General features: G+C 74.9%; 23 protein-coding genes and 1 riboswitch. Of the genes, 15 read left to right on the forward strand and 8 right to left on the reverse strand.

Features of this window, described 5'->3' with window-relative positions; genetic code table 11:
• Positions 1–69: 69 nt before the first annotated feature.
• From ACGF5U_RS20310 to ACGF5U_RS20330, 5 genes are all read left to right on the forward strand, one after another.
• Positions 70–1,032, forward strand: coding sequence for a thioesterase domain-containing protein (locus ACGF5U_RS20310; RefSeq protein WP_392713564.1), 963 nt, complete (start codon positions 70–72; stop codon positions 1,030–1,032).
• Between the two features lie 195 nt (positions 1,033–1,227).
• Positions 1,228–2,388 (forward strand): hypothetical protein, encoded by a 1,161-nt coding sequence (locus ACGF5U_RS20315; protein WP_392713563.1) that lies wholly within the window; start codon positions 1,228–1,230, stop codon positions 2,386–2,388.
• Positions 2,369–5,455 (forward strand): AAA family ATPase, encoded by a 3,087-nt coding sequence (locus ACGF5U_RS20320; protein ID WP_392713562.1) that lies wholly within the window; start codon positions 2,369–2,371, stop codon positions 5,453–5,455. Before ACGF5U_RS20315 ends, ACGF5U_RS20320 begins: the two co-directional genes overlap by 20 nt.
• A complete protein-coding gene (locus ACGF5U_RS20325) occupies positions 5,452–6,576 on the forward strand; it encodes a trypsin-like peptidase domain-containing protein (protein WP_392713560.1) in 1,125 nt (374 codons plus the stop codon). Before ACGF5U_RS20320 ends, ACGF5U_RS20325 begins: the two co-directional genes overlap by 4 nt.
• 32 nt (positions 6,577–6,608) lie before the next feature.
• The gene (locus ACGF5U_RS20330) at positions 6,609–7,673 is read left to right on the forward strand and encodes a trypsin-like serine peptidase (RefSeq protein ID WP_392713559.1); all 1,065 of its coding nucleotides are present in this window, start codon (positions 6,609–6,611) and stop codon (positions 7,671–7,673) included.
• Between the two features lie 183 nt (positions 7,674–7,856).
• Here ACGF5U_RS20330 and ACGF5U_RS20335 read toward each other — a convergent pair whose 3' ends face one another.
• Together ACGF5U_RS20335 and ACGF5U_RS20340 are read right to left on the reverse strand one after the other, a co-directional pair.
• On the reverse strand, positions 7,857–8,642 hold the full coding sequence (locus ACGF5U_RS20335; protein ID WP_392713557.1) for a CbtA family protein: 786 nt from the start codon (positions 8,640–8,642) through the stop codon (positions 7,857–7,859).
• A 17-nt stretch (positions 8,643–8,659) separates the two neighbouring features.
• Positions 8,660–8,890 carry a CbtB-domain containing protein gene (locus ACGF5U_RS20340; protein ID WP_392713556.1) on the reverse strand — a complete coding sequence of 77 codons (231 nt, stop codon included), beginning with the start codon at positions 8,888–8,890 and terminating at the stop codon, positions 8,660–8,662.
• A 61-nt stretch (positions 8,891–8,951) separates the two neighbouring features.
• Positions 8,952–9,039: riboswitch (cobalamin riboswitch) on the reverse strand.
• Between the two features lie 140 nt (positions 9,040–9,179).
• On the opposite strand from ACGF5U_RS20340, the gene ACGF5U_RS20345 reads away from it, so the two are divergent.
• Positions 9,180–9,728, forward strand: a complete 549-nt coding sequence (locus tag ACGF5U_RS20345) for a histidine phosphatase family protein (RefSeq protein WP_392713555.1) — start codon at positions 9,180–9,182, stop codon at positions 9,726–9,728.
• Position 9,729: 1 nt separating this feature from the next.
• On the opposite strand, the gene ACGF5U_RS20350 is transcribed toward ACGF5U_RS20345, so the two are convergent.
• The 5 genes from ACGF5U_RS20350 to ACGF5U_RS20370 form a co-directional block, all read right to left on the reverse strand.
• Positions 9,730–11,136: a tannase/feruloyl esterase family alpha/beta hydrolase gene (locus ACGF5U_RS20350; protein ID WP_392713554.1), complete on the reverse strand. Its 1,407-nt coding sequence runs from the start codon at positions 11,134–11,136 to the stop codon at positions 9,730–9,732.
• Between the two features lie 149 nt (positions 11,137–11,285).
• On the reverse strand, positions 11,286–12,830 hold the full coding sequence (locus tag ACGF5U_RS20355; RefSeq protein WP_392713553.1) for a PHB depolymerase family esterase: 1,545 nt from the start codon (positions 12,828–12,830) through the stop codon (positions 11,286–11,288).
• 335 nt (positions 12,831–13,165) lie between these two features.
• Entirely contained in the window at positions 13,166–13,594 is a 429-nt protein-coding gene (locus ACGF5U_RS20360; protein ID WP_392713552.1) for a hypothetical protein, read from the reverse strand.
• A 5-nt stretch (positions 13,595–13,599) separates the two neighbouring features.
• The gene (locus ACGF5U_RS20365) at positions 13,600–13,974 is read right to left on the reverse strand and encodes a roadblock/LC7 domain-containing protein (RefSeq protein WP_392713551.1); all 375 of its coding nucleotides are present in this window, start codon (positions 13,972–13,974) and stop codon (positions 13,600–13,602) included.
• Positions 13,975–14,014: 40 nt separating this feature from the next.
• The gene (locus ACGF5U_RS20370) at positions 14,015–15,133 is read right to left on the reverse strand and encodes a MarR family transcriptional regulator (RefSeq protein WP_392713549.1); all 1,119 of its coding nucleotides are present in this window, start codon (positions 15,131–15,133) and stop codon (positions 14,015–14,017) included.
• 440 nt (positions 15,134–15,573) lie between these two features.
• Here ACGF5U_RS20370 and ACGF5U_RS20375 point away from each other — a divergent pair, with 440 nt between their 5' ends.
• The 9 genes from ACGF5U_RS20375 (at position 15,574) to ACGF5U_RS20415 (ending at position 24,757) form a co-directional block, all read left to right on the forward strand.
• Positions 15,574–16,206, forward strand: a complete 633-nt coding sequence (locus ACGF5U_RS20375) for a hypothetical protein (protein WP_392713547.1) — start codon at positions 15,574–15,576, stop codon at positions 16,204–16,206.
• Positions 16,203–17,972, forward strand: a complete 1,770-nt coding sequence (locus ACGF5U_RS20380) for a GH3 auxin-responsive promoter family protein (RefSeq protein WP_392713545.1) — start codon at positions 16,203–16,205, stop codon at positions 17,970–17,972. The genes ACGF5U_RS20375 and ACGF5U_RS20380 overlap by 4 nt, the downstream gene beginning before the upstream one ends.
• Positions 17,973–18,073: 101 nt before the next feature.
• Complete coding sequence (locus ACGF5U_RS20385; RefSeq protein ID WP_392713544.1) at positions 18,074–18,943, forward strand: SAM-dependent methyltransferase; 870 nt, start codon at positions 18,074–18,076, stop codon at positions 18,941–18,943.
• Between the two features lie 2 nt (positions 18,944–18,945).
• Positions 18,946–20,505, forward strand: coding sequence for an FAD-dependent oxidoreductase (locus tag ACGF5U_RS20390; RefSeq protein WP_392713543.1), 1,560 nt, complete (start codon positions 18,946–18,948; stop codon positions 20,503–20,505).
• 2 nt (positions 20,506–20,507) lie between these two features.
• The gene (locus ACGF5U_RS20395) at positions 20,508–21,668 is read left to right on the forward strand and encodes a hypothetical protein (protein WP_392713541.1); all 1,161 of its coding nucleotides are present in this window, start codon (positions 20,508–20,510) and stop codon (positions 21,666–21,668) included.
• Entirely contained in the window at positions 21,665–22,426 is a 762-nt protein-coding gene (locus ACGF5U_RS20400; protein WP_392713540.1) for a DUF6182 family protein, read from the forward strand. Before ACGF5U_RS20395 ends, ACGF5U_RS20400 begins: the two co-directional genes overlap by 4 nt.
• Before the next feature lie 2 nt (positions 22,427–22,428).
• Positions 22,429–23,148, forward strand: a complete 720-nt coding sequence (locus ACGF5U_RS20405; protein WP_392713539.1) for a LysR substrate-binding domain-containing protein — start codon at positions 22,429–22,431, stop codon at positions 23,146–23,148.
• A complete protein-coding gene (locus ACGF5U_RS20410) occupies positions 23,145–23,912 on the forward strand; it encodes an alpha/beta fold hydrolase (RefSeq protein WP_392713538.1) in 768 nt (255 codons plus the stop codon). Before ACGF5U_RS20405 ends, ACGF5U_RS20410 begins: the two co-directional genes overlap by 4 nt.
• Positions 23,906–24,757, forward strand: coding sequence for a class I SAM-dependent methyltransferase (locus ACGF5U_RS20415; protein WP_392713536.1), 852 nt, complete (start codon positions 23,906–23,908; stop codon positions 24,755–24,757). Before ACGF5U_RS20410 ends, ACGF5U_RS20415 begins: the two co-directional genes overlap by 7 nt.
• Position 24,758: 1 nt before the next feature.
• Here ACGF5U_RS20415 and ACGF5U_RS20420 read toward each other — a convergent pair whose 3' ends face one another.
• Complete coding sequence (locus ACGF5U_RS20420) at positions 24,759–25,457, reverse strand: hypothetical protein (protein WP_392713534.1); 699 nt, start codon at positions 25,455–25,457, stop codon at positions 24,759–24,761.
• Positions 25,458–25,653 lie beyond the last annotated feature (196 nt).

Raw genomic sequence — 25,653 nt, forward strand, 5'->3', positions numbered from 1 at the left:
GCTTTCCCGGGTCCTCCCAGGACTCCGGGTCTGGTTCGCGGCATTCCGACGCAGGAGGCAGGAGCTCCGATGCGAGCACGGATCGTGTACGTACACGGCAACGGCAACAAGGTGCGGCCGGATCTGCTCAGATCGCAGTGGGACCGGGCGCTGTTCGGCCAGGACATGGGCGAGGCGTCGCATATGGCCTACTGGGCGCCGCTCCGCTACGACCGGCCCCTGCCCGACGCGCGCCCCGACCCGCTGGACGGCGCGCCCGAGCCGCTGGAGGAGGGGCTCGCGGGCGCCGACGGTGAGGACCCCGAGCAGTTCGCGTCGCGCACCTGGCAGGAGGCGCGGGCCGACACCGCCGGGGCCGCGGGGCCCGGCGGCATCCCGCCGGAGGCGCCCGGCGAGGCGGGCGCGCCGGAGGCGGCGGTGCTCGACGGGTGGCTGCGGGACATGACGTACCTCGCCGACACCCTGGCGCAGGCCGAGGGGCCGCAGCCGCCGGGGCCGGGGGCTGAGCCGCTGCCGGAGACGCTGCCGCTGCCCCGGTTCGGCCGTACGGCCGTGTTCCGGACGCTGGTGAAGCACACGTTCAAGGACGTCCACGCGTACTTCTTCGGCGGTATGGGCGCGGCGATGCGCCGGGTCGTCGCGGATGTGCTGGACGAGGTCGGGGACGGTCCGCAGGACGGCCCGCTCGTCGTCGTGGGGCACAGTCTGGGGAGCATCATCGCGTACGAGGTGCTGGCCGAACGGGGACGGCGGGCCGATCTGTTCCTGACCGTGGGCTCCCCGCTCGCCATCACCGAGGTGCAGGACTGCCTGGTCCGGCGGCCGGCCGTGCCCGACGGCGTCACCGCCTGGCACAACGCGTCGGACCTGCGGGACCTGGTGGCCCTGGACCACACCATGCGCCCCGAGTACGCACCCGTCGAGAAGATCACGGACCATCTGGTGACCAATGACAGCGGAAACCATCACGGCATCTCCGAATACCTGGGCGACCCCCTGGTCCAAGGGCTGGTCCGGCGCGTGTTCAACTGATCTCCGTGAACGGCGGACAACCCGGTCGCGGCCCGTGAAACCGGTCCCGTCGGGGCCCGCGGGGCCGTTCCCGTCGCGGCCGGCGCGGACGGGCGCGGAAGGATTTGCGGGGCTCCCCACCGGGTGCAAACATGACAAACAGGAGTCGGTCTGTCTCCTGCTTCTCCTGGCCGACCGGGCAGGTGCGGTATGCCGTTGACGGACACCCAATGGGACGCGGTCACCCTGTGGACGCAGGAGTACCTGCTGAGCACCACCGACCCCTACACCGCGCTCAAGCAGGCGGCGATCGACCCCGACCTCATCGCCTCGCTGTCGCTGACCCCCGTCAGCGCCCAGAACGCCCACACGCTGGTGAAGGCCTCGCGCAAGGACATACAGCGGCAGATCCAGCTGCTCAACGGGCTGCTGGCGGAAGCCGCGTTCTCCTCGCGGCCGGAGAAGCTCGACGCCGAGCGGTTCCTGGAGCTGCTGAAGGAGGACGAGCGCGCGCACCTGTCCCAGGACATCTTCCGCACGAGCGTGCTCAAGAACGGGGCGGAGGTCTTCATCGACCGCCAGGACCTGCGTGAGACGCTGCGCGGATTCGTGGACGACCCGCACCGACTGGTGCTCGTGGTCGACGGCGAGCCGGACAGCGGCAGGTCGTACACGTACAGCCTCATCCGGCACATCGGCCAGCACCGGGGGTTCCGCCCCACCCGGGTCATGCTGTCGCCGACCTCGACCGCCACCAAGGTCGTCCGGCGACTGGCCGACTTCGTCTCCGATCCGCGGGCCGGCATCGTCCTGCCCCGTCAGCCGGGCCGCGACGACCCGGCCGCCGCGCTGGAGGAGGACGTGACCTGGGTGGTCGAGCGGGCCACCAAGGCCGAGGACAACTTCTGGCTGGTCCTGGACGACTGCGACAAGCTGGACCCCGGTTCCGACGTGTGGGACCTGATCAACCGGCTCGCCCTGGACATCTACAACTCCGCCGGCGAGCGGTCGCCGCGCCTCGTCCTCCTCGGCTTCAGCCAGACGATGCGCCAGCTGCCGTTCGAGGTGCGCGGCAACGTGTGCCGGGACACCGCCCGTGTCGTCGCCGCCGACGACCTGCGCGCCTTCTTCGACCAGTACTTCCGGGAGAACCCGCCCCCCGGCGTGAGCCCGGAGGCACGGGACGAGACGGTCGCCGGGCTCGTGGAGGTGGCCGTGGAGGAGGTGCTCAGCGCGGCCCGACCGGACGACACCGCCCACCCCGCCGCCGGAGCCGCCGCCGGTACGGGAGCCGCCGCGAACGGCGACGGCGAGAGCTACATGCGGCGTATCTGCACCGCGGCGGAGGGAGCGATCCGTGTCTACCGATCGCTCTGACCCCACCGCGCTGCGCGAGCTCTTCCGGACCCGGCTGCGCCAGGAGCTGCACACCGGCTCCGCGCTCCCCCGCGATGTCCCCGCTGTCCGCCGCGGCTACCGGGAGGCGGCCTGCCTGCTGACCTCCTTCGACCCGGCGGAGCTGCGGCTCCCCGGCGAGGAACGGGCCGGCGGGCGGGCGGTCATGGAGCTGATGGACGACTGCACGGCAGTCGGCACGGGGGACCACACCGAGTGGACGCTCATCCCACCGGTCAGGGAGGAGGCGCTGCGTTCCCTGGCCGGTCCCGAGGCGGCCCGCCTGGCGCTGGAGAGCAACCTCGACCAGTTCCCGGACGAGCCGGGCCCCGAACACATCTGCCTGGCCCTGCTCTCCGGCGGCCCCGTGCCGGAACCCGCGCACGTGACCCCCGACCAACTCGCCGACATCCTGCAGGCCGTGCTGTGGCTGTCGCACGTTCCGGGCGTCCAGGGCCTGCCGGACGCCGGGGAACTGCGCCACCGGCTGGAGTTCGCCCGTCTGCTGCAGCCGGTCGAACGGCTGGTGCGGCACCCCCTCGTCGGACGTGACCGCGAACTCGCCGAGCTGGACCGGCGCGTCGACCTGCACGGCACGGGACCGGCGCCGCCGCACGTACTGCTCCACGGCCCCGGTGGCATGGGGAAGAGCACGCTGCTCGCCACGTACCTCCTCTCCGCCGTCCGGGACAACCCCGGCATGCCCTTCGCGTACATCGACTGCGAACGGCCGACGCTGTCCGTCCACGAGCCGGTCACCGTGGTCGCCGAGGTCGCCCGGCAGCTGAGCGTCCAGTACCCGGCGTACCGGGCCGAGTTCGAGGCCCTGGCGGAGGAGTGCCAGCGGACCGCGCTGGACCAGCGCGTCGACTGGGATGAGGTGACGGAGCTGAACCGGCTGGCCACCACCCGGGTGGAGCTCGGCCGGCGGTCGTCGCAGCAGTTCCAGATCATGGCGACCGCGTGCGAGACCGAGCTGTTCCAGCGGGTCGCCCAGGTGCTGCGGCGCGCCGTGGCGCCCGGCGAACCGCCCTTCCTGCTGGTCGCCGACGCCGTGGACGCCGCCCAGTTCCGGGGGTCGCGGTCGCTCGGCCGGCTGTGGGCGATGCTGATGACGCTCCGTGCCGCCTATCCGCGGCTGCGGGTCGTCGCCTCCGGCCGGTCCCATGTGCCGCACCCGGCGGCGCCGATGAGACCGCAGGAGATCGAGCTGACCGACCTCGGCGCCGACGCGTCCGTCGCCGTGCTGGAGGCCGGCGGCGTCCAGGACCCGGAGGTGGCGCGGGCGCTCGCCGACCGGGTCGGCGGCCATCCGCTCAGCCTCCGGCTCGCCGCCCGCGCCGCCGGACTCGCGCACGGCGACACCGCCCTGATGGCCTCGCTGATCGAGAGCCTGCCGCCCCGCCGGGAGGACCAGTTCCGCCGGGTCGACCAGATGCTCGTCCAGGGCACCCTGTACGAGTGGATCCTCCGCCACCTCGCGGACGCCGACGTACGGGGACTGGCCCTCGCCGGACTGGTGCTGCGGCTCATCACCCCGGAGTTGATCCAGGAGGTCATGGCGGAGCCGTGCGGGGTGCCGGTGGACGGCCCGGAGGAGGCGCGGCGGCTCTTCGACGGGCTGGCCCGGCTGGACCTCATGGAGCCGGCGGGACCCGACGCCGTACGCCACCGTGCCGACGTACGGGCCATCATGCTGCGCCTCGCCGACGACGGGCGGGCCGGTCTGACGGCCCGGGTAGAGGAGCGTGCCGTCGCCTACTACGCGGCCCGGGACGGTGTGGAGGCGCGCGCCGAGGAGATCTACCACCGGCTGCGGCGCAACGAGAACCCGCGCGCGGTCGAGGAGCGCTGGCTGCCCGGCGTCGAACGGTTCCTGGCGGGCGCCCAGCGGGAGATGGGCCCCCGCGCGGCGGGGCTGCTCTCCGCGCACCTGGGGGGCGGCGTGCCGGACGCGGTGCTGGCCGAGGCCGACCAGGAGGACTGGGAGCGGATCCGGGCGCGGGAGGTCGACGACCTGCTGGCCCAGGGCTACGCGAACGAGGCGCTGGCCCGGCTCGGCGAGCGCAGGCCCTGGACACCGTGCAGCCCGCTGCACTCGCTGCTCGCCGAGACCCTGAACCGGCTCGGGAGACGGGCCGAAGCCCGTGCGACCGTCGCCGACGCGATCGGGCCCGCGCGGGCCGCCGCATGCGGTGAGCGGCTCCTCGAACTGCTGCTGGCGTCGGCGGACCTGGCGCGGGACGACGGCGACACGGCGCACGCGGAGGAGGCGCTGCGCGAGGCCGAGGACGTGGCGGTCGCCCTCGACCAGGACCTGGAGGCGATGGGCGCGCTGCTCGCCAGGGCGCGGCTGGCCGCGCAGGCGGCGGTGCCCGACCGGGACGCCGACACCCGGCTGGCGCGACGGCTGCGGGGCCTGCCGGACGCCGTGCTCGCCGATCAGCCCGCGTTCGTACGGGCGGTCGCGTCGCAGGTGTACGACCGGGATCCGCAGATGCTGGACCACATTCTGGAGGTGGTCGGGCTGCCGGACGACGACGAGGCACCGGCCGCGCTGGGCGAGGCGCTGCGGCGGGCCGTGCGGAAGCAGCCGGGCCTGCTGTGGCCGCTGATGGAGGCCCTGGGCGAGACGGCCGGAGGCCCGTCGGCGGAGGGCGGCGCGGGCCCGTCGGCGGAGGGCGGCGCGGGCTCGGAGCGCCCGGCAGCCGGGCGGGCGGGTTCGGGCGCGAGGCCCGGCACGGGGGCGGGAACGGGCACGGGTACGGGAGCGGGGGCGGGAACGGCCGGGCGGGCGGGTTCGGGCGCACGGGCCGGGCCCGCGCCATCGGACATCACCGGGATCCTGCGGCTCGCCCGGGACAGGGGCACCCTCGACGAGCTGGCCCGGCGGTTGCTGGGCCTGCCGGACGAGAGCGGCGAGATCGCGGCGGGGGTGGCCGCGGCGCTGCGCGCTGGCAGCGGAGCCACGGCCCCCGGGACGCGTCGGGTGTCCGGGGCGAGCGGTACTGGTGAAAGGAGCGGCCCCGAGGGGCCTGGTCGCCGATGAACGCGTATCTGTCCTCCGAGACCGTGCTCAAGGTACGGGACGCCGCCCTGGAGACCGGACTGGCCGACCCGTCGGTGCGTCCCCTGCTGCTGGACGGCATCATGCCCCGCTACAAGGGAACCCTCCCGCTGCTGGCGGCGCCGGTCCGGCAGGTGCAGTCGGACCTGAACGAGATGAACCGGGTGGAGCGGCTCGTGGACGGCTCGGTGCCGCTGGAGATCTGGCTGCGCAACGCCGTCGCGCAGACCACGGAGGCCGCCGCCCTCGCCGTGTTCCAGCGGGCCCTGGACGATGTGGCGCGGGACGCGGGCGGCGAGCCGGACGTGCTGGCCGGGGGTGCGCCGCCGGAGATCAAGGAGGAGATCGTCCACCGTGACGACACGGTCCCGTTCGCGTTCCTGCGCGGTGGCGACGAGGCGGGCACGGCGGTCGCCCGGTTGAAGGTCCCGCCGTACGAGAACGGGGCGCCGCGCACCCCGAACGGGTTCCCGCACTCCGGCACCGGCTGGCTCGTCACGCCCGAACTGCTGGTCACCAACCACCATGTGGTCAACGCCCGGAACGCCGTGGCCGGTTCGCGGGTCCTGGCCTCGCCGGATGACCTGCTGGAGCAGGCGCGGCAGACCCGGGCCAGGTTCGACTACGAGGTCGAGGAGACGCTGACGGAGGAGGCGGCCGTACGGGAACTGGTCGCGTCGGACCCGGACCTGGACTACGCGGTCCTGCGGCTGGCGGAGCCGTCCGGCCGCCGGGTACTGCGGCTGGCGGGCCGGCCCCTGAAGGTGTCCCCGGGCGACTCCGTGGCGGTCAACATCATCCAGCACCCGGGCGGTGCGGCGAAGCGGGTCGCGCTCCGCAACAACCTGGTCGTCGACGCGGACGAGCGGGACCTGCGCTACTTCACGGACACGCGCGGCGGGTCGTCCGGTTCGCCGGTCCTGGACGACGCCTGGGAGGTGGTGGCGCTGCACCGGGGGACGCGGCGCGTGGAGGACGTGTCCTTCCAGGGCAAGGACACCGCCTTCGTGAACGTCGGCACGCAGATGACGGCGGTGATGCGCCATCTCGCCGAGCACAGCCCCGACGTGTACGCCGAGATCGAGGCGGCACAGCGCGGCTGAACGGACGCGACGTACGGAGAGGAACGACCGCCATGGGATTCCGCAGCAGATCACCGGTGTCGGCCGGCCCGCAGGAGATCTTCACGGATCTGCGGGACGTCGCCGAACGCGTCAGGGAAGGGCTTTCCCGGGAGGTGCCCGAGTCGTCGGAGGAGTTGCCCGCCGACGAGGCTCCGGCGGGCGAGATCGGGGCCTTCGCGCAGCGGGAGCGCGCCCGGGTCCTGGCGGCGGGCGCGCGGGGGCTGGAGAAACTCGCCGAGGGGCGCGCCGACGAGATCGGCGACGACGAGTCGTTCGGGATGGAGGCCATCGTCCTGCTGGAGGGCCGCCCGGCCATCCTCGTGCAGGGTGACGACTTCGCGCCGCAGCAGGGCGACTGGGCGGTGCTCGACGGTCACCGGCCCGCCATTCGCCGGTCGATCGGCCGGGTGGGCAGGGTCGAGGTGTCGGGTCATCTGAGCCTGGACTGGGTCGGTACGGCGTTCCTCGTGGGCGCCGACGTCGTCATGACGAACCGTCATGTGGCGGTGGAGTTCGCCCGGGAGGACGGCAGGCGGTGGTCGTTCCGGCCCGGTATGGGCGCGGGCCTCGACCTGAGACAGGAGTACGGTGCGCTGCCGGGCGCGGCGGGGCCGGCGTTCGATGTGCTGGAGGTGATCGGCGTCCACGACGACGTCGACATGGCGTTGCTGCGGGTGGGTCCGGCGCCCGGCGGTGGCCCGCTGCCGGAGCCGCTGGCGGTCGCGGCGGACGCGCCGGCCGATCTGCCGGGCCGCCCGGTGTACTGCGTGGGCCATCCGGCGTGGGACGGCCGTCGCAACGAACCGGAGTCGATGCGCCGGATCTTCATGGACATCTACAACGTCAAGCGGCTTCAGCCGGGCACCGCGACGGCGCTGGAGGCGGAGCGCGATGTGATGAAGCACGACTGTTCGACGCTGGGCGGCAACAGCGGCTCCCCCGTCTTCGACCTGCTCGACCACCGGGTGCTCGGGCTGCACTTCGGCGGCCGCTACGGGATCGGCAACTACGCGGTGCCGCTGTGGCAGTTGCAGGACGATCCGCTGCTGAGCGGCGCCGGCATCAACTTCGTCTGACCCCTCCGGCCCGGTCGGGCCAGACGCCGGATGCCGGATGCCGGATGCCGGTTGCCGGATGACCGACGCAGAAGGCGCCGGCGCCCTGGACGCCTGGGACGGCTCTGACGACGGAGAAGGACCCGCCGGGCGCGCCCCCGGCGGATCCTTCCGTGTCGTTCGGCCGGTGTCACCCGGCCCGTGTCACTCGGCGGTGACCGGCCCGCCGACACCCGTGCCCGCGCCGACCGCCGTACGCAGCGGACGCGGTTCGAGCACCCGCTCGGCCAGGTGGCCGAAGAGCAGCCCGAAGGCGGCCCAGAGCACGGCCTGGACACCGATCGCGGCCGTCCTGAACTCCCACAGGACCGTGGCCGGGAAGTCCTTCGGCGTCTCGTTCACGGTCGGCAGGAACACCATCGCCGCGGCGACGACCGCGACGAAGGCGACCCCTGCCAGGGTGGACGCGTTCCAGGTGCCCAGCCGGGCGGCGAGCCGCCGGCCGGTGACGACCGCGCCGACGCCGAGGAGCACGGTGAGCGCGATCATCAGGAAGAACAGCGTCGTGCGCTGGTCGAGCGTGCCGGGGTCGCTCGTGGCGGGCGGGTTGGCCGGGTACTTCAGGAACGGCACCAGCGACACGGTGACGAACCCGGCGCCCGCGACCAGCGCGGCCGTGGCCCTGCCGCGTACGCGGCCGATCCGGCCGAGCGCGAAGCAGAACGCCAGCGCGGCGATCCCGCCCAGCGCGACGCCGACGACCACCACTCCGGTCGCGAGGCCGGCCGTGGACTGCTGGAGTCGGCTGAACGGTTCCGCACCGGACTCGTGCCCGTGGCCGTGGGCCTGGGCCTGGGCCGTCTCGTAGGCGATGGCGGCGTCGACGGACGGGATGCCGACGAGGTACGCCACCGCGGCGGCGACGACCCCCGCCGCGGCCCCGGCGAGCATGCCGCGCACCAGCAGGGCGCGCACTGTCGCGGAATTCATGTGGATGTCCCCCCGTCTCAGTGGCAGGGGAAGCCGAGCAGGTGCCGGCCGTCGTGCACCCACTCGTGCACGGCCTCGCCCGCGAACACCGACAGGGAGCCCTGCTCGGTGCCGACGAAGTACAGCAGGACGAGCATCAGGGTGCCGAAGAAGACAGCCCAGGGCAGGATCGCCCGGACCGGCAGGGCGGTGACGACGGGCGACGACGAAGCGGAAAGGGGCGCAGGGGCGATGGCGGATTCAGCCATGGCGAGACCTCCTTGGGAACACGCGTCCCACTTGTTTGGAGCACGCGACGACGGCGGCTGGGTCTGACTCACCGATCCCCGGGCCCCCTCGCGGGGGCTCGCTGTCGGCACACAGTGGCGCGACCGTGCCGGATTTGCACCGGACTTCCATCACACTGTCGTCCTGTCGGCCATGACGGTAGCGCTCCGACGGATTTCCGCCAAGGTGGCGAAAGTCGCATGGCTGTCTGCCGGACACTCCGGCGCACGCGCCCCGGCGCACTTCTCTACGTGAAGGAGCCCGCCGTCCATGACCGTTCGGCTCACCCTGCTGGCCGCCGCCGTCGGCGGCGACGCCCCGCACGAGGTCCGCGTCGGCGACGACCCGCCGCTGGGGGCGGCCGCCCGGCGGCGGGCCGCGTCCGTGGAGCTGCCGCCCGGCGGCCGGTTTCGTACGGCGCCCGAGCGGCGCTGCCGCGACACCGCCGAGGCCCTGGGCCTGGACGCCGCCGTCGACCCGGAGCTGCGCGACATCGACCTGGGCGGCTGGCGCGGCAGGACCCTCGACGAGCTGGCCGCCGCCGACCCCGCCGGGCTCGCCGCGTGGACCGCGGACCCGGCCGCGACCCCGCACGGCGGCGAGTCGGTGGCCGCCCTGTGCGCCCGGGTCGCCGCCTGGCTCGACGGGCTGCCCGAGGACACGGGGCGGCTCCTGGCGGTCACCGGGCCGTCGGTCGTGCGGGCCGCGCTGGTGCACGCCCTCGCCGCGCCGGCCGTGTCGTTCTGGCGGGTGGACGTCCCGCCGCTGTCCCTGGCGACGCTCACCGGCCGGGCCGGCCGGTGGAACCTGCGCCTGTAGGTCAGCTGCCCCGGGCGCTCAGGGGGCAGTCGGTCAGCAGCGCCTCCGGGGTCGCCGACGCGGGACGGGGCACCGTGCGTCCGGCGGGCGGCAGCTGCCCGCGCGCCAGCCAGCCCTCCAAGGCCGTGAACGCCGACCGGTGGCACGGCACGAGCGGCCGGAGCCGGTCGGGGAAGGCGTCCACGAGGGCGTCGGTGTGGGTGCCGTCCTCGATCCGGTAGTAGCGGTGCAGGGCGCCCCGGCCCGCGTCGCGCACCATCCGGGCGTAGACGTCGGAGTCCCGGCCGATCGGCAGCAGCACGTCGAGCGTGCCGTGCAGGGTGATGAGCGGCTTGCCGATCCGGCCGGTCAGGCCGATGCGAGCGACGGCCTCGTGCACCTCGGCGGGCCGCGCCGCGTAGTCGTACGCCGCGTCGGACGGCCCGTCGTAGCCGGGGTCGAGCTCCTCGCGGTAGATGCGCTGGGTCAGCCCCCAGTAGACCTTGTCGTGGTACGGCCACAGGAACTCGGAGCCCTCCGGGTATCCGGCCGCGTGCAGGGCGTCCCGGGCGGGGCCCGCGCCGGGCCCGCCGGCGGCGTACTCGGGGTAGTGGCGCAGTGCGGGCGGCAGGAAGGTGAAGAGGTGGGGCCCGTCGGCGCGCCACAGGGTCCCCTCCCAGTCCACTCCGCCGTCGTACAGCTCGGGGTGGTTCTCCAGCTGCCAGCGGACGAGGTAGCCGCCGTTGGACATGCCGGTCGCGAGGGTGCGGGCCGGCGGCCGGTGGTAGCGCTGGGCGACGACGGCGCGGGCCGCGCGGGTGAGCTGGGTGACGCGGCTGTGCCATTCGGCGATGGCGTCGCCGGGGCGGCGGCCGTCGCGGTGGAAGGCGAGGCCCGTGTTGCCCTTGTCGGTGGCCGCGTAGGCGTACCCGCGCGCGAGTACCCAGTCGGCGATGGCCCGGTCGTTGGCGTACTGCTCCCGGTTGCCGGGAGTGCCGGCGACGACGAGGCCGCCGTTCCAGCGGTCGGGCAGCCGGATCACGAACTGGGCGTCGTGGTTCCAGCCGTGGTTGGTGTTGGTGGTGGAGGTGTCGGGGAAGTAGCCGTCGATCTGGATGCCGGGCACGCCGCTGGGGACGGGCAGGCCCGCGGGGGTGAGGCCGGCCCAGTCGGCCGGGTCGGTGTGGCCGGAGGCGACGGTCCCGGCGGTGGTCAGCTCCTTGAGGCAGGCGGTGCGCTGGTGTGCGGCGCCGGGGACCCGCGGATGGTGCGGCGCGGTGCCGGAGCAGGGGGAGCCGGCGGGGTTCTGTGCCGGCCGGGCCGCCGCCGGGGTCGGGGCGAGGGGCGGCACGGTCAGGGCGAGAACGGCCACGGCCAGGGCGGCGCGACGGCCCGGAGGTGGGGCGGTGGCGCGGCGGGAGCGGAACACGGGGGCCTCCTCGGTTCGTCGGACCGGTGACGCGCCGGAGGCTAGGCGACGGAGGAGACCCGCCGACATGGCGGCGGCCGCCATGGTGACGGCCCTGTCGGGGTCGTCCGCCACCATGGCGGCCCATAGCGTGCCCTGGTGACGGAGAGTCAGGGACAGGAGGTGTCGGCGATGGTGTAGAAGCCGGCCGGTGACTCCTTCAGGGTGTGGGTCACGAAGGTGTTGTACAGACCCATGTTCTGCTGGGAGCCCTTGGCGTAGGTGTAGCCGCCGCTCGTGGTGGCCCGGCCGTCCCGCACGTGCTGGTAGTTGCTGCCGCCCCAGCAGACGGCGGTGGTCCCGCCCGTCGTCGCGGTGACCGGGCCGGAGCGGGCGCCCTCGGTGCCGTCCGGGTCGCGGGCGGCCACGGTGTACGTGTACGGGGTGCCGGGTGTCAGGCCCGTGTCGGTGAACGGCGGCGCGGCGACCGTGCCGACGGGGGTGCCGTCCCGGCGCACGGTGTAGGTGTCGGCGCCGTCGACGGCCGCCCAGCGGAGGGTGACGGCGGTGGCGGTGATCCCGGTGGCGGTGAGGCCCGCCGGAGCCGGGAGCGTGCCGGGCGTACCGCCGTCGCCTGGGGTGTCGATGCCGAAGAACCGTACGATCCAGTGGCTCGAACAGATCGAGTCGAGGAAGTGGGCGGCGCCGGTGGCACCGCACTGCCGGGGTCCGGTGCCGGGGTCGACGGGGGTGCCGTGGCCGATGCCCGGCACCCGGTCGACCTCCACGGCGACGGACCCGTCGGCGGCCTCGTACTCCTCGTGCCGGGTCCCGTCGGGGCCGATGGCGGAGGTCCGGGTCGGGGTCTGGGACAGCCCGTGCAACGCGGTCCACTGGTCGCGCAGTTCGTCGGCGTTGCGGGGGACGACGGTGGTGTCCCGGTCGCCGTGCCAGACGGCGATCCTGGGCCAGGGCCCGGTCCAGGCCGGATGGGCGTCGCGGACACGCCGCGCCCACTGGGCCGGGGTCAGGTCGACGCCGGGGTTCATGCAGGTGAAGGCGGTGGCGGTGTCCCGGGCGCAGTCGTAAGGCAGTCCGGCGACCACGGCCCCCGCGCGGAAGACGTCCGGGTAGGCGGCCAGCATGACGGAGGTCATCGCGCCGCCCGCGGACAGGCCGGTGACATGGACCCGGCGTGCGTCGGCGCCGTAGGCGGAGACGGCGTGCGCGGCCATCTGCCGGATGGACGCGGCCTCGCCCTGGTCCCGCCTGCTGTCCGACGGCTGGAACCAGTTGAAGCACTTGTTGAGGTTGTTGGCGGACGACTGTTCCGCGAGGACGAGCAGGAACCCGTGGCGGTCGGCGAGCTCGGCGAGACCGGAGTTGTCGGCGTACACCTGGGCGTTCTGGGTGCAGCCGTGCAGTGCCACCACGACGGGTGGCGCGGCGGGCAGCGACGCCGGGCGGTACACGTACATGGCGAGGGCGCCGGGGTTGGCGCCGAAGGCGGCGACCCGGGTCAGGGCGACCGCGGCGGATACGGCAGGCGCGGGCGCGGCCGGTACGGCGGGTGCGGCGGGTGCGGCGGGTGCGGCGGATACGGCAGGCGCGGCGGGCGCCGGGCCCGCCAGGGCCAGCAGCGTCACGAGGGCGGACAGGAGGGCGGCCAGGGCACGCCCGGGGAGGGGCGAGCGGAATCCGGGGGGTGGTCGCACGGCGGCTCCTTGATGGGGGTTCCGGAGATCCGGGATCCGGGGTCCGGGTCCTGGGGGTCCGGGTGCCGGGGGATCCGGGTGTCCGGAACCGTACGGCCGGTTCTTCGGCCGCCGGTATGGGAGCGGGCACCACAACCGGGCCGCGCCGAGGCGGTCTTGGGAGGGTTGCGCGCGCGGGGCCACCGGTGCCGCGCCGACGCCCGGACGCACGGCGGTCCCCTCGCCACGCGGGCGAAGGGACCGTGTCTCACGTCCTCGTCCGGTCCTCAGCCGGTCCTCAGCCGCTCGTCAACCGCTCGTCAACCGCGCGGGATCAGAGCGGGCTCGGAGCGGGCTCAGAGCGCGTACTCCTTGATCACCCGCCTCGCCTGCGCGAAGAGCATGCCGACGTTGACCGACTTGCGGCACACCACGACGGCGACGACGTCCTGGCTGTCGTTCATGCGGATGAACAGGTGGGTCAGGTTGTCGCTGTTGACGAGGATCTCCTGGAAGTAGTGCTGATCGTTCTCGACTCCCCGCCGTTCCTTGAACACGTCCTCGATGAGGACGACGGTGCGCCCCTGGAACAGGTCGAGCGTCGCGCCCGCCAGCAGGTCCAGCACCTCCGCCGGGTGGCTGTCGACAGTCTCGTACGACAGGAGCATGCCGGTCGCCATGTCGACGACACCGGCCGCGACACAGTCGGGTGTCTCCGCCCGCAGCGCCTTCACCAGCGCCGTCACCTGGTCCGAGAACCCCTGCGCCATGCGTTTCGTGGCCATGCGGCTCACTTCCCTCCGGAGAGAATGGCCCCGATGCGCCGCAGTGCGGGCTGGGATTCCAGGTGGAGCCGGTCGACGTCGAGGCCCTGGTCGCCGAGCACGACCATCAGCGCGGCGTCCCCCACCGCGTACACCGCGGCGCAGCCGGAGTTGGCGTAGGTCACGGTCCGGCGCAGTGTTCCCCGTCCGGTCGCCGACACCGTACGGCGGGCCACGCCGAGGCCGGCCGCGGCGAGTGCGGCGAGCCCGTTCGGCTCGATGCCGTCCTCCGTGTCGGCCGCGATGAGCAGGCCGTCGACGGCCACGACCGCCGTGTCGGTGATTCCCGGTATCTGATCGCGGAGTCCGCGCATCTCCCCGGCCAACGCCTCATGATCCATTCACGAACCCCTTTGCACTGTGCGATGTCTCCCCGGGAGGTCAGGAGTCCGCGCCCCTGATCCGGATCCCCCGGGTACGGCTCCCCGTACGGAGGAGCCCCTTCCCACTCGTCACGGAGGTCTCCGTGTCGAGAACCTTCGCCGTGAACGCGAGGAACCCGCTGGCCCCGGGGACGCGCCGGGGCAGCCCCGTACCGTGTTCCCCGGTCCGGTCCGGCCCGTGGACGGCCCCGCCGGCGGCGGCCACGCCCGGGGCGGGGAGCCGCCCGCGCGGTACCGGCTCCCTGTCCGCCCAGACCTTCGGCACCCCGGTGTCCGTGCCGTACGCGGTACGTTCGAGCAGCCCTTCACCGAGCATCCGGGACATCTCGACGGTCACGTGGTAGACGCCCCGGCCGATCACGAAGGCGATGTCACGGGCGGTGCGCCTGCCGTTGGCGAGGAAGAGGATCTCCCGCCGGTGCGGGGCCAGCGCCTCGACCGCCGCCCCCTCGACGCCGCGTCCGGCGACGACGCGCTCCCGGTCGGGCAGGACCGCGTGCGGCAGCGCCGCCAGGGCGCCGAGCCTGCGGGCGGCGACGTCCAGGAGCCGGAGCGGGTCCTCGCCGGGGGCGACCGGGACGAGCGGGCCCTGTTCCTGTTCGGCGACGCAGTCCTCCATGTCCCCGGCGACGACGGCGAACACGGCGTCCTGGAGGGCCATCGCGGAGATGACCTGGAGCTCGGCGGCGCCCACGAGCCCGCGTGCCACGAGTTCGGCGCACGACCTGCCGGACACGACGGCCGGAGCGGCGGCCCGAGCCGCGCCCGGCGCGGCGTCCGGGGCGCCGGGAGGGTCCGTGCCGGGTGCCGGGCCGGCAGCGGCGCCGGAGGCCGCGTCGGACACCCGGGAGGGTGCCGGGGCCGGGGCCGGGGCCGGGGGCGGGAGGCGCGCCCAGTCCGCCTCACGGATCCGGCCGGAGCGCAGGAGCAGCGTCTCGACGCCCGGGGCGCCGGGGCTCTCGACCGCCACGACACCGCCGCGCCGGAGGTGGAACGTCCCGCCCGGCCTGCCGCGCACCCGCAGGGCCATGGTGGATCCGGCCACCCGGCACTGGGCGAGCGCGAGGTGGAGCACACCGAGCCCGGCCCGCTGCATGGATTCACGGATGTCCGACAACACTCCCCCCTCGGGCCGGCGTCACTCCGTTCGGGCCCGCACGAATTTCGTACTGGTGCCTGAGACGTCCACGCCGAGAGGGCATGTGTATCAGCCGTGAACCGCCTTTATCCGGCACGTGAATCAATGTGACCGAAGCTGCAATTTCGAGCCGGTTTGGTAGCTGTTGCGAGACGGGAAGGCGACCGCCTACTTACGGTTACTCATACGGCCATGGACCGCGGGGGTCGATTCACCGGTCCCGGAAAACGCGGCGGAAGGCACCCTTCAGCCCCGGGGCAGCGGTTACGGTGTCCGCACAGGAGGCGACGGGGGATACGCGCACTCCCCTCGGCTCCGTGCTGCCCGGACGGCCTCGCTCTCGCGTCGTCCCGGGCTGCGGTGCACCGGCCCCGCGGCACGCGGGTCACCGGTTCGGGGGAGAGGAGAGGCGTACCACCATGCACGACGATCGCCGGTTCTTCGTTCTGCTGGGCACGGACGGCGCGGGCAAGTCGTCCGCCATGGCGGAGATCGCCAGGAGATGGCCGCAGTGGCGGCTGATCTCGACGGACAGCGCGTTCGTCGGGCCCGAGCACGGGCTGATACCCCGATTACGCCACGACGTGCTGCACGAGGTGCTCCCGCGGCTCGGCCGCGGCTATTCCGTGGAGTTCCTGACGAGCCTGCTCCAGACCGCGGTGGTCCACCTCAGGGACCGGCTGGAGGAACAGCCCCCCGACGCCCCCGTCCTGGTGGACTCCTACTACTACAAGATCCTCGCCAAGTGCCGGCTCGCCGGCCTGCGTGATCACCCGATGTACGGCTGGTGGCGTTCCTTCCCGCAGCCGGTCCGGGTCGTCCATCTCGACGTGTCGCCCGAGACGGCGTGGCGGCGCAGCGGCGACGGCGCGTCGCTCAACGCCCTGGAGCACGAGGGCGACCGGCCCGAGTGGTTCGCGTTCGAGAGCTATCAGAAGAGTCTGCGGAAACTGATGCGGGAAGAGGTGCGGCAGGTGCCGGTGACCGTGGTCGAGGAGCAGCCGAGCGCCGTACGGGCCGCCGAGGCGGTCATGGAGGCGATATCCGCATGACCGGACCGGACGACCGCGACACCTGGGCGACGGACGGCCATGGCGAGCGCTACCGCGAGCGGGTCGTGGCCGAGCGCGACGCGCTCCTCGCCGCCTTCACCGACATGCGGGGTCATCAGCGGGAGGTGCTGCGGGACCTGCTGGAGTTCAACGCCGGTACGGAGTTCGGCCGACGGCACGGCTTCGACCGGATCCGGACGATCGACGACTTCCGCGCGGCCGTGCCCGTACAGGACTACGCGGCGCACGCGCCGCTCATCGAGCGGACGGCCGCCGGTGAGCCGAACCTGCTGACGGCGGACATGCCCGTCGTCTACTTCACCAGCAGCGGCACGACCGGGGCGCACAAGAAGATCCCGGTCACCCCCCGGTTCATGCGCACCACCTTCATGCCGTTCTACTACGCCGCGTGGGCGCCGCTGATCGAGCACCACCCGGCCGTGCTGCGCCGCCCCGACGCGGTGCTCAACCTCAAGCACGACCCGCTCGCGGCGCCGCCGACCACGGCGAGCGGCCGCCCGCACGTGGGCGCGAGCCAGGTCGACTTCGGTGCGAAGTTCGGCGAGCCGCTCTCCGCCGAGCTCGGCACCGGGGCGCCCTGGGCGTCGCTGCCCGTGGACGTCGCTGCGGACGATCACCTGGAGAAGGCGTACCTGCGGCTGCGGATGGCCGTGGCCAGCGATGTGCGCTGTCTGATCGGCATCAACCCGGCGATGGTGGCGGCCGTGCCGTACCAGCTGGACCTGTGGTGGCCGAGGATCGTCAAGGAGGTGCGCGACGGGACGGTGGGCGGTGTGCCGTACGGTACGCCCGACCCGGAGCGGGCGGCGGGACTGGAGCGCGTCGCCGACTGGTTCGGCACGGTGCGGCCGGGGCACGTGTGGCCCCGGGTGGAGGCGCTGTTCGCCTGGACGACCGGGGTGGCGTCGCTGTACCTGCCGGGCCTGCGGGAGGAGTTCGGCGCCGGCGTGAGCACGCTGCCGGCGCCGGTGGCCGCCTCCGAGGGTCCGGTGGGCGTCGCGCTGGACCGGCACACGTCCGCCGGGAGCCTCGTGGTGACGGCATCGGTGTACGAGTTCGTGCCCGCCGACGACGAGTTGACCCCGGACGCGGCGACGCTGCTGCCGCACGAGATCGAGCCCGGCCGGGACTACCACGTGGTCTTCAGCCATGTCGGCGGGCTGTACCGCTACGCGGTCGGCGACGTGGTGCGGGTCGTTGACCGGGTCGGCGGGGTGCCGCGCGTCGCGTACGCGGGGCGCGGGAACCGCTCCGACGCGGCCGGTGAACGGCTCCGTGACGCGCAGGTCGTACGGGCGCTCAGCGCCGCGCTGGACGGTACGGGGCTGTCGCTGCGCAACGTCGCCTGCCGGGTGGAGCCCGCCCCGGCGCCCCCGTCCGCCACCGGGACGTCCGCCACCGGGACGTCCGCCGCTGGTACGTCCGCCGCCGGTGCGTCCGCCGCCGGGCAGGTGCCGCACTACCGGTTCGCCGTCGCGCCGCGCGGCGCGTGGGACGCCGCCGAGTCCGCACGCTTCACCGCGCTGCTGGACGAGGCGCTGGCCCGGGAGTCCGCCGGATACGGCGCGGCCAGGTCGGCGGGCCGGCTGGCCGCGCCGTCGCTCCTGGCCCTGGATCCGGCGGCCTTCGACCGCGACTGGCACGCGGCGGTGGCCGCGGGTGTCCGGCCCACCCAGGTCAAGGACCGCCTGTTCCGCCAGGACGAGGCGCTGTGGCGGCGGCTGACCGGCACGACGGCCGGCTGACCTGAGGCCCGGCGGTGGGCCACCGGCCGGCCGGGGCACCGGCGAGGACGCGCGCCCGGCCACCGGCTTCCCCGTACCTTCCGACGAGGAGAAGGACCACCATGACCGACCTGCTCAACCCCGTCGAGCGCACCGCGCTGCTCACGGCCGCGCTGCGGTCCGCCGAGACGATGCGTGACGACCGGCTGTACGAGGACCCGTACGCGGCCAGGCTGGTCGGCGACGTGGGCCCGGCGCTGCTCGCCGAGGTGCGTGCCGCGACGTTCCCGCCGGACCGGCCGCGCACCCTGCCCAGCACGCCCGACTACAACGCGATCCGCACCCGGTTCTTCGACGACCTCCTCCAGGAGGCCGCCCGCGACGCGGGGATGCCCCAGATCGTGCTGGCCCCCGCGGGCATGGACTCCCGCGCGTACCGGCTGTCGTGGCCCGCGCACCTGCGGTACTTCGAGGTGGACCGCCCCGCCGTGCTGGCGTTCAAGGCGGACCGGCTCGCGGGTGCCCGGCCGCGTGTGCGCCACCGTACGGTCGCCGTCGACCTGACCGCCGACGACTGGGAGGCCGAGCTCGTCACGGCCGGCTTCGACCCGTCCCTGCCGTCGACCTGGCTGCTGGAAGGGCTGCTCTACTACATACCCGAAGCGGACACGCACCGGATGCTCGACCGGGTCGCCGCCCTGTGCTCGCCCGGCAGCCGGATCGCGGCCGACATCGTCAACTCCGCGGCGCTCACCCTGCCGGAGATGCGGGGGCTCCTCGACGTGTTCGCCGACTGGGGCTGCCCCTGGCTCTTCGGCAGCGACGAGCCCGAGGAGCTGTTCGCCCGGCACGGCTTCGACGTCCGGGCCGTGCAGCCCGGTGAGCCGGGGGCGGACTTCGGGCGCTGGCCCGACGCGGTCCCGCCGCGCGAGGTGAGGGATGTGCGGCGCGTCTTCTTCGTTGAAGGGCGGCGCACGGAAGGCGGGCGCTGACCGTGCGGGCGGCCGTCGTCGTCGCCGGGGGCAGCCTGTCGGGTCTGGCCGTGGCGCTGGTGCTCGGTGAGCGCGGCCACCGGGTCACCGTCCTGGAGCGTTCCGCGCCGCCGCCGCAGGGCCCGCCCGCGAAGGCCGCCACCCTGTGGCGGCGCCCGCTGGTCCCGCAGGGCGTCCAGGCGCACGTCCTCACCTCCCTCGGGGTGAAGGTCCTCGGGGAGCGCGCGCCGCGGGTGCTGGAGGCCGCGCTGGAGCAGGGCGCCCGGCTGCTGCGGATCCCGGACGCCGCGCCTCCGTCCCTGCGGCGCTCCCCGGACGCCGTCCGGGACGAGGAGCTCGTCGCGCTGGCCATGCGCCGCACGGCGCTGGAACTCGTCCTGCTGCGAGCCGTCGAGGCGCTGCCCACTGTCCGGATCCGCTACGGCACCGCCGTGCGGGGCCTGCTGCTCGACGCGGCCGGCCGCCGGGTCACCGGTGTCGTCGCGGACGGCGGCGAGCAGCTGGCCGCCGGGACGGTCGTGGACGCCTCGGGCCGGGGGGCGGCCCACCGGTCCTGGCTCACCGGGGCGGGAGTCCCGGTCGCGGCGGACCTGTCCGCCCCGAACCCGCTGCGGGTCTTCAGCCGTTTCCACCGGCTGCGGGACCCGGGCGCCGTCCCCGGGCCGCTCAACCGGGGGCATGCGGCGGGCGGCATCTGGGACCACTACGCGGCCGTGGTGCACCCCGCCGACAACGGGCTGTTCACGCTCTCCGTCGGCGTGCTGCCACGGGACTCCGCGACGACGGTGCTGCGCGGCGGCGGGGCGTTCACGGCCGCGGGCCGGGTGTCGCCGTTCGTGGCGGCGTGGCTGGACGAGGCCGTCGCCGAACCGGTGGCCCCGGTGCGGGCGATGACGGTGCCCCCCAACGTCCTGCGGGGCACGGTCACCGCACGGCAGCGGCCGGTCGGCGGGCTGTACCCGGTCGGCGACGCGGCGTGCGTCACCGACCCGATGTACGGGCGCGGCATGTCCCTCGGGCTGGCGCACGCGTTCCGGCTTGCCGAGCTGATCGACGCGCGGCCCGGCGGGGGCGCTGCGGCGGGCGAGGAGGCCGTCGGGGTCGCCGACACGCTGCTGCGGCCCTGGTACGAGCAGGCCGTCCACGACAGCGGGGCGCGGGCCGTGCTGTGGCACGCGCGTGCGGACCTCCCGATGGCCCCCGCACCCGAAGTGCCTTTCGCGCCCGACGTCCCGGCCGCGCCCGGAGTGCCTCCCGCGCCCGACGTCCCGGCCGCGCCCGGAGTGCCTCCCAGGCCGGGGGCGTCGGCGCCGGTGCCGGCCGGACGGCCGTCCCACGCCGCCGTGGCGGCCGCGCTCGCCACGGACGGGATGGTGTGGCGCGCGGTGCACCGGATGCTGATGGGCCTGGACACGCCTGCCGAGGTGTTCGACGACGAGCCCTTCCGTGAGCGGGTGCGCACCGCGCCCGCCCCGGGGCCGTCGCCGGTGCCGGGGACACCGGTGGCACCGTCACGGGCGGAGCTGCTGCGTGCGCTCGTGGCGGCCGGGGAGGAGGACTGACCGTGCCGCAGCTCCCGCATGACGCTCCCCCCTCCCCCGGCGCGACCACCGCGCCCGCCCGGCAGAGGGTGCTGCTCGCGCCGGTCACCGTGACCCCGTCCAAGCCGCTGACGCCCAGTCACCTCAAGGGGCTGCTGTGGACGGACGTGATGTACCGGGCGACCGCGCACCTGGCCGACGTCACGTACCGCTACAGCCATACGACGTACCATCCCACCGAACAGACCCTCGGGTTCTGGGAGTTCCTCGACCGGGTCAACGGCGACGCCGACTACACGTCCCTGTCCGAGGAGGACATCGGCGAGCTGTACGTCCGCTACCGGGCCGAGGACGGTCCACGGCCCGCCGCCGACGCCCTGCGGCCGTACGCGGAGGCCGCCGAACAGGGCTGGGTCCACCCGGCGGGGGCACGCGTCCTGGCCCTGTGGGCGGGCCACTACGAGCGGCTCGGGATGCACGACCCGGGGCTGCGCGCCTACCAGCCGCCGGGCCTCGGCCTGGACGAGATGATCGACCGGCTGGTGTCGTCGGGCCTCGGCCTGGACCAGCGGGACGTCGGCGGCCCCGTCTACCTCGACGCCACGCGGTACGGGCTGCCGCTGCGCCGGATCGTCTCGCCGTCGGGGCGGCCCAACTACCTGGCCTGCGCGCTGCGCGAACTGCTGCCGCTGGCACCGGACTACGACGAGGTGGTGATGTTGTACGACCGGGAGCTCGACCCCGACTACCAGTTGCTGGAACGGGTCGTGTCGGCGGCCGGTCCGGCCGTCCGCCGGGTGCCGATCGGCCGGGTGCCCATCGAGGGCCGGATCACCTCCGCCCGGCACGGCGGCTGGCACGGCCACACCGTGGGGGCCCTGCTGCGGTCAGCGGGTGACGGTTACGCTCCCCCGGTGCTGCGCCTGGGCATGCGGCTGTACTTCATCGCGACGCTGGGCCCGGGGCAGCGGCAGTCCTTCCGGCACGACCTGCTGCACCAGTGCCTCAGGCGGGCCGAGCGCCTGCTCGCGAGCGCCGACGCCCGGGACGGCACTCCCGCCGGGGTCGTCGCGCGGCACCGCAAGGACCACCTCTACGTGGACCCCTACCGGCTGACCTCCTCCCTGCTCGGCAAGCGGCGCCCCGCGCCCGACCCGGCCCTCCTCTCCACGGTGTACGTATGACGCGCCCCGTCCTCTCACGCCGGATGCTGCTGGACTCCGCGGCGGAGCGGGTGCGCCGGTTCCGCCCCGACCTGTCGGCGCGCGTCGACCTGTCGACCCCGGCGGCGCTCCGGGCGGTCAGGGACACGCTCGCGGACCGCGTGCCGGACGACGGCGCGGAGGAGGCGGTCGTGGTGTGCGTGGTGCGGCGCTTCGCCCTCCCGTCGTGGGTCCGCGAGGTGTGCGCGTTCGCGCTGTCCGTGCCCGAGGCCCGCCGGGACCCGTGGCGCCGCTCGTTCACCCGGACCCTCCACCTGGCGGGGCGCCCGGACAACCTGGCGCGGCGCTTCGCGTTCGACCACGTCGCCGCCGACGGCTCGGTCGGCTGGGCGGGACCGCTGCCGGAGGCGGCGACGGCCGGGCCACGCCGCCTCCTCAAGCCGTTCGAGGGCGGGCACGCGCTGCCGTCCTGGGCACCGACGACGGTCGACGTACCGGAAGGCGGCGTACCGGAAGGCGGGCGGCGGCGGGCTCCCGTCCACCGGGATCTGTACGTCGCCACACACCGCGTCACCGTCGCCGCGACCCTCGTCCATCTGCACCATCTGCTGGCCGAGGCGGTCCTCGACGGGCTGATCGCCCCGGGCGACCGGCTCACGCTGCGCGCCGTGCCCCGGTTGTCGGGCCTGCCGGGCCCGTTCGCGGCGCTGCGCGTCGACGGAGACGTCCACCATCCGCGTGAACTGCAGGCGTACGCCGGACTCACCGAGGAGACATGAGCATGCCCGAACCCGTCCTGCGCTTCGGCGTGCACGGCTCGTACCAGCTCGCCACCGACCTGCTGGCGTCGGTCCGCCGCGACCCGGGGCAGGTGGAGTTCGTCCCGTACGACGTGCGGCGGCCGTTCGACGAGCTGCGCGCCGGGCTGACCGACGTCATGATCGTCAAGTACCCGCTCAGGGAACCGGACATCGCCTTCAGCGCACCGGTCGCGCACGACGGCCGGGCCGTGATCGTCGCCGCCGGGCATCCGCTGGCCCGCCGTGACGAGGTGTCGGTCGAGGAGGTCGCCGCGTACGACGTGTTCGACCGTCCAGGCGACTTTCCCGCGTACGTCTGGGACCGGGTCGTGCCGCCCCTGACACCCGGGGGGCGTCCGCTGCGCCGCGTCCACCCCATGACCACCACCGAGGAGATGGCGGACGTGCTGCGGCGGACGGAGGCCGCGCACCTGTCGTTCCGGTCGCTGGCGGCTGCCGGACTGCCGGGGATCGCCGTCGTCCCCGTGCGCGACCTGCCGCCCGCACCGGTGTCGCTGGCCTGGTCGCGCCACGCGGAACGTCCCGCGCACGTCCGGCGGTTCATCGCGGACGTCACCGCCGTCACCGCCGTCACCGCCGTCACCGCCGTCATCGCCGCCGTCGGCGACACGGCGGCCGGCACCCACAGTGCGACCGGTACGACCGGTACCACCGAGCCCGAACGGAGCACCGCACGATGACCGAGGCGCCCCTCCCCGTCGTCCTGTTGCACGCCCTGCCGTTCGGCTCGGCCATGTGGGACGCCCAGGCCCGGTCCCTGCGCGCCCGTGGGCACCGGGTCGTGGCCCTCGACCAGCGCGGCTTCGGAGCCGCGCCGCTCGGCGATCCGGCACCGCCGCCGTCGCTGGAGGTGGTGGCGGACGACCTGGTCCGCGCCCTGGACGAGCGGGGCATGGACCGGGTGGTCCTGGTGGGCAGTTCCATGGGGGGCTACGCGGCCATGGCGTTCCTGCGCCGCCGGCCCGAGCGCGTCGCGGCGCTCGCGCTGCTGGCGGCACGCGGCACGGCGGACGGCGCCGAGGCGGCGGCGGGCCGGCGCGCGTTCGCCGACGCGATGCTCGACGGCGCCCGGCGCGACGGGATCGTCGCCGCCACGACGCCGCTGCTCGTCGGCGCGACCACCCGGGCGCGGCGGCCCGAGGTCGTCGCCCGGGTCATGGCGGACGCGGCGGCCGCCGACCCGGCGGCGGTGGCCTGGGCCCAGCGCGCCATCGCCGACCGCCCGGACTCCCTGGACGTGCTGCGGGCGGCGGACGTGCCGGCGGTCGTCGTCGCGGGCGGTGAGGACGGGCTCGTCCCGGTGGCGGAGGCGGGCGCGACGGCCGACGCGCTGCCCCGGGGGAAGCTGGTCGTCGTCCCGGACGCGGGACACCTCCAGCCGCTGGAGTGCCCCGGCGAGGTCACCGGCATCCTGACGGATCTGCTGGAGGAGGCGGCATGCTGACCGACGATCACGCCGCGTGGGGCCACACCACGTCGACGGGGCTCGGCTTCACACACGAGGAGATCGTGGACGCCCATTTCGCGGCGTGCGCGCCCGCCTACCGGGCCGCCCTGGAGGGCGTCGGCATCCGCCCCGGCAGCCGAGTGCTCGACGCGGGCTGCGGCAGCGGCGCCTTCCTGCCGTGGCTGGCCGAGCTCGTCGGCCCGGCGGGGCGGGTGTCGGCCGTCGACCTGGCCGAGGAGAACGCGGCGCTGGCCGCCCGGCGGATGCGGGCGGGCCCCGCCGGGACACCGGTCCGGGTGCGGCAGGGCGACCTCCTCGACCTGCCGTACGAGGACGGGGCCTTCGACACCGTCTGGTGCGCCAATGTCACCCAGTACCTGAGCGACGACGAACTGGGCCGCGCCCTTCGGGAGTTGCGCCGGGTGGTGCGCCCGGGCGGCCTGGTCGCCGTCAAGGACCTGGACGCGTCCCTGATCACCGTACGGCCGGGGGATCCGTTCCTGTTCACCGACTTCTTCCGGGCCGCCGGGGCATCGCCCGGGTACGCGCGTCAGCTGCTGCGCGCCCGCGACCTGTACCGGTGGCTGGACGCGGCGGGGCTCGCCGAGGTGCGCCAGCGGACCGTGCTGATCGAGCACCACGCCCCGCTGGAGCCCGCCGCGGGCCGCTTCTACGGGCTCGCGTGCGCACGCGTCGCCCGGCAGGCCGTGGACCTGGGGCTGGGCCCGGATGAGGCGTGGGAGCCGTTCCTCGACCCGGACGCCCCGGACCATCCGCTGCGCGACCGGCACGGCTACATCAGCGAGGGCAACGTCGTGGCCGTGGGCGTCGTACCGGGCTGAGTCACCTCCTGCGGCGTCGTACGACCCCGAACACGGCCGCGCCGACGGCGGCGGCGCCGACCAGCAGGACGCCGCCGCCCACGAGGACGAGCGTGCCGGGACCTTCGCCCCGGCTCCCGTCGGTGTCCGTCCCGTCCGTCCCGGCGGCCGGGGACGCGGCGGCGGACGGGGGCGGCGCGGAGGACGGGGCTCCCCCGGCCGGGGAGGCGGCGGGCGGGGTGGCGGGGCCGGGGTCCGGGGGCGTCGCGGGCGTACGCGACGGGCCACGGGCGGGGTCCGGTGGCGTGCCGGGCGGGGACGAGGCCGGTGTCCCGGGCGAGACGGTGATCTCCTCCTCCGCGCGGCCGAGCGCCGGGTACCCGGTGGCCACGACGACGGTCCAGCGGCCGGGCGGGAGCGCCTCGGCGGTCGTCCAGTCGGCGGCGGTGCCCGGGTCGCGGACCAGCTTCCAGGGGCCGAGGGCCACGGTGCCGTCGCCGTTGACCGCGTTGACGGTGGCGGCGACCCGCCCGTCGACGGGGTCGTCGTCGTTCTCCCAGGTGATGGTGGTCCGCACCTTGCCGAAGGCGTGCCCCGTGATGTCCACGGAGAGGGTGTCGCCGTGAGCGGCGGCGCCGGTCGCGGCGCCCAGCCACACGGCCGGCCCGGCGAGGACGGCGGTGAGGGTGGCGGCGATGGTCGCGGAATGGGCTCTGCGCATGGTCGATGGGCTTTCGTGTGAACGGGCGCGGCGGGGGGGGGGGGGGGGGGGGGGGGGGGGGCCCCCCCCCCCCCCCCCCCCGCGGGGGGGGGGGGGGGGGGGGGGGGGCCCCCCCCGCGCGGGCCCCCCCCCCCACGGGGAGTGCCGCCACGGTGGGTGCCGCCCCCTTCCCCTCCCGGAACCTAGGCTCCGGAAC

Origin of the sequence: Streptomyces sp. NPDC047886 (genome assembly GCF_043204435.1) — a bacterium.
Classification (GTDB): Bacteria; Actinomycetota; Actinomycetes; order Streptomycetales; family Streptomycetaceae; genus Streptomyces.